Annotated in this window: 3 protein-coding genes; all 3 read right to left on the bottom strand. The window is 66.8% G+C overall.

Annotation, left to right across the window (positions count from 1 at the left end; translation table 11 throughout):
* Positions 1–484: 484 nt before the first annotated feature.
* Complete coding sequence (locus tag ACXJL8_RS35680; protein WP_456620577.1) at positions 485–1,426, bottom strand: dihydrodipicolinate synthase family protein; 942 nt, start codon at positions 1,424–1,426, stop codon at positions 485–487.
* A 127-nt stretch (positions 1,427–1,553) separates the two neighbouring features.
* The gene (locus tag ACXJL8_RS35685; RefSeq protein WP_456686513.1) at positions 1,554–3,635 is read right to left on the bottom strand and encodes a methyl-accepting chemotaxis protein; all 2,082 of its coding nucleotides are present in this window, start codon (positions 3,633–3,635) and stop codon (positions 1,554–1,556) included.
* Positions 3,636–3,758: 123 nt separating this feature from the next.
* Positions 3,759–4,066 (bottom strand): enoyl-CoA hydratase-related protein (locus ACXJL8_RS35690; protein ID WP_456686514.1); only part of this gene is annotated, 308 nt, incomplete at its 5' end.

Consider the following 4,066-nt stretch of genomic DNA (forward strand, 5'->3'; position numbering starts at 1 on the left):
GAGCAGCAACGTGTAGGCAAAGTTCTCCGCTGGTGCTTCCATCGCAAGCTTGGGCGATGCGTGAAAGGTGGGATCCGGCCTGATCGTCATGGCACTGCCTCCCTGTTTCGTCGGCTCGCTCCAACCTGGCTCGGGATAGCGGCATAATAAAGAGCTGTTACGCGATGTCTTGAGATGCTCCGCGGGCCCGATTGGCGAGCGTACAATATGCCATCGCCGGGCTGCGGGAAACCGCCGGAACCGCGTTAATTCGACGCCTTCAGGCGGATGGAAGCTGGCGGGATGAGGCCAGGGCGCGCGGCCCAAGCCTCAGTGTCGTCCTGGCGAAGGCCAGGACCCATAACCCCAGGGAGGGGTTATGGAGCAGGCTGACAACTCCGAGTCTTCGCCAAACTCGATCCTGTGGTTATGGATCCCGGATCTGCGCGCGCTTGGGGCGCGCTTGTCCGGGACGACAGCGGGGATCATCGGGACGACAGCAGCGCTACTTCCCCCACCGCAGCGCCAATGCATCACGCTCCTTCGCCAGTTCCAGCAGCCCCGCCCGCGTCGCCGGATGCAGTGGCTGGAGCGGATGGCGCACGGCGTCCGACTTGATCACGCCGCCGGCCTGCATCATGACCTTGCAGGCGATCAGGCCACATTGCCGGTTCTCGTAGTTGATCAGCGGCAGCCAGCGCTCGTAGGCGGCTTTCGCCTCCTCGCGCTTGCCGGCGAAATAGGGGTCGATGATCTGACGGATGCCATCGGGATAGCCGCCGCCGGTCATGGCGCCGGTCGCGCCGGCATCGAGATCGGCCATCAGCGTGATCGCCTCTTCACCGTCCCAGGGACCCTCGATGTCCTTGCCGCCCGCCTCGATCAGGCTCCGGAGCTTTGCGGCGGCGCCGGGCACCTCGATCTTGAAGTAGCGGACGTTCGAAAACTCCCGCGACAGCCGCGCGAGCAGCTCGACCGACAGCGGCGTGCCCGCCACCGGCGCATCCTGGATCATGATCGGAATAGTGATCGCGCCCGAGAGCACACGGAAGAATTCGACGATGCCCTTCTCGGGCACGCGGAAGGTCGCGCCGTGATAGGGCGGCATGACCATGACCATGGCGGCCCCTGCTGCTTCGGCCTGCTTGCTGCGCGCGGCGCAGACGGCCGAGCTGAAATGCGTCGTGGTGACGATGACGGGAAGGCGGCCGGCGACATGCTCGAGCACGGCATGCATCACGGTCTCGCGCTCGGCATCGGTCAGCACGAACTGCTCGGAGAAATTGGCGAGAATGCACAGGCCATGCGAGCCGGCGTCGATCATGAAATCGACGCAGCGGCGCTGGCCGTCGAGATCGAGCTCGCCGCGCTCGTCGAAAATGGTGGGCACGACCGGGAACACGCCGCGATAGGGGCGCTGGACCTTGGTTTGTGGCGTGACCGGCATCGAACTCTCCATCCCTGATGTGTCTTACGTCTGCGGCGCGCGCGTGGCGCAGCGTCACAGATGTACCCGCCGCGCGGATCGGCGGCAATGCCGATCGCGCGACGTTGGGATGGAGAAAATGTCGAGATTATGCCGTCTTCACCGCGCCCAGAAAACCTTCGACCGCGACGCGGAGACGATCGGCGTCGGCCGACATCTTCTTCACGGATTCGAACAGCACCGTGCCGGCGTTGCCGGTCTCCTGGTTGAGCCTCGCGACGCTGCCGATGGTGTCGGTGACCTCGCGGGTTCCCTGCGCGGCCTGCTGGAAATTGCGCGAGATCTCGGTGGTGGCCGCGCGCTGCTCCTCGACCGCTGCCGCAATCGCCGTCATCTTCTCGTCGATGCCGCCGATGGCACCGCCGATCGACCGGATGGCCGCGACGGCCTGGCCCGTGGCGCCCTGGATCTCCTCGACCTGGCGCGAGATCTCTTCCGTTGCGGTGGCGGTCTGTGCGGCGAGGTTCTTGACCTCGCCGGCGACCACGGCAAAGCCGCGGCCCGCCTCGCCGGCGCGCGCGGCCTCGATGGTGGCGTTCAGCGCCAAAAGGTTGGTCTGGCCGGCGATCGCGTGGATCATCTTCACGACCTCGCCGATTCGGCTCGCGGTCTGGTCGAGGATCTCGACCGTCGCGTTGGTCTGCTCGGCCTGCGCCACGGCTTCGCGCGCCTCACGCGCGCTGGCCTGCACCTGCGCGGAGATCTCGCCGACGGACGCGGAGAGCTCCTCGGTCGCGGCCGCGATGGTCTCGAGATTGTTGGTGGCCTGCTCGGCGGAAGAGGACACCGCCGCGGTCTGGCTGCTCGATTCCGAGACCAGCGAGCGCACATCGGTCGCGGTGGCATCGAGTTCCCGCGCCGACGCCGCAACGCTGTGGATGACGGCCTGCACGGTGTCGTCGAAACTGCGGCATGCGGCATCGACGGAGCCGGAGCGGGCGAGCTGCAACGCCTGCTGCGATTCGCGTTCCTGGCCCAGACGCTCCGCGGTCGCCGCACTTTCGCGCAGGCTTTCGAGCGCGGCGGCCATGGTGCCGAACTCGTCGGGATATTTCGACTGCGGCACCGGCGTCGCGTAGTCGCGCGCGCCGATCCGCGCGATGGCGTCGAGCAGAGCGCGCACCGGGCGCATCAGGCGGTTGCGAATCACATACACGCCGGCCAGGGTCACGGCGAGCGCCAGCATGAACGCCAGCGACTGCACGATGAGGTTGGTCAGAGCCTTCGCCTGCACCGTCTCGGCCCGCGCGATCGATTGATCCAGCGCCTTGGTCGCGACCGCGACGATGAGCGGGAACGGCGACTGGCACAGCGTGTTCCACTCCGAGGCGGGCATCGCGGGCTTGCCGCTGCCGTCGAGATTCCTGGTCAGCTCGCCGATCTGCTTCAGGACGCCATCGGTCTTGGCCTTCGCGTCCGACGCTGCCGTAACCAGCTCCGCCGTCACGTCGGGCGCAGCCAGCAACTCGGCCATGCCCGCCCAGCCGGAGGCGATCGTGCCATCCCATTGCGCCACCGACCGCTTCTGAACGTCGTCGAGCGGCTTGCTGCTGTTGATGTTCGAGCGAAGCGACGAACAATGGACCCCATAACGGTCACGCACCTGCCAGGCGAAGCGGCGGACCTGAATCATGCGAGCGATGTAGGGATCGTTCATCCAGGCGCGGTTTGACACCGCGGTGGAGGCGAGGTTCGCCGTGTCGATGACCTTGGTGACGGCATCGTACCAGGAATTGGTCCGCTCCATCTTGCGCTCGGCACGCGGCAGCTTGGCCTCGTCGTAGAACAGCTGGAATTTCGGCGCGGCCTCGTCCCAGCGCTGCTTCAACGTGCTGGCGAGCTCGTCGCGGCGGGCGAAATCGACGGTGGCGAGCGCCGCGGTGATGGCCTCATAGCCACCCTGCTCGGCCTTCTCGGCTTCGCCGAGCTTCGCACGCGGATCCTCCTCGCCGAGCAGCGCGCTCTGGGCGTCGCCGCGATTGCTGCGCAGCGACAGCACGCCCTGGAAGATCGCCTTGTCAGCGGCGGCAAGCCGCGCGGTCTCGAGACTGTCGCTATGGCGGCCGAAGGCCCCGACCATCTGAATCGCCGTGCTGGCCAGCACGCCGGCGGCCAGCAGGGCCATCAACGCCAGAAGCAGCGTGCTTACCGATTTCTTAAACATTGCCATGAGTCAGGGGCCCACTCTTCACGAGTGGGCACCTTGCATCGCGACCTGCCAATGTTTCGTTAAGGTTTTAGTCAAATTGCCTACAACTCCCGATCGGCCGGACCGTGGGACCGAGCACGGCCCTCAGGCGACCTTGGTGAAATCGGGCGGACGGCGTTCCGCAAACGCGGTGAAGGCCTCGCGCGCCTCGGCGGTGCGCAGGCGCTGCGCGAACTGCTCGCCTTCCGCGTTCATCTGCGCGACCAAGGCCTCGCCATTGCGCATCAGCCGCTTGGTCGCGGTGAGCGCGCCGGCCGGCTGGCGGGCAAGACGCTGCGCCAGCGCGAGCGCCTCGGCATCGAGCTTGTCGAGCGGCACCACCCGGTTGGCAATGCCCCATTCCAGCGCGGCCTTGGCCGGAACGGTCTCGCCCAGCGCGAACATCTCGTAGG

The sequence above is a fragment of the Bradyrhizobium sp. P5_C11_2 genome (assembly GCF_054049755.1).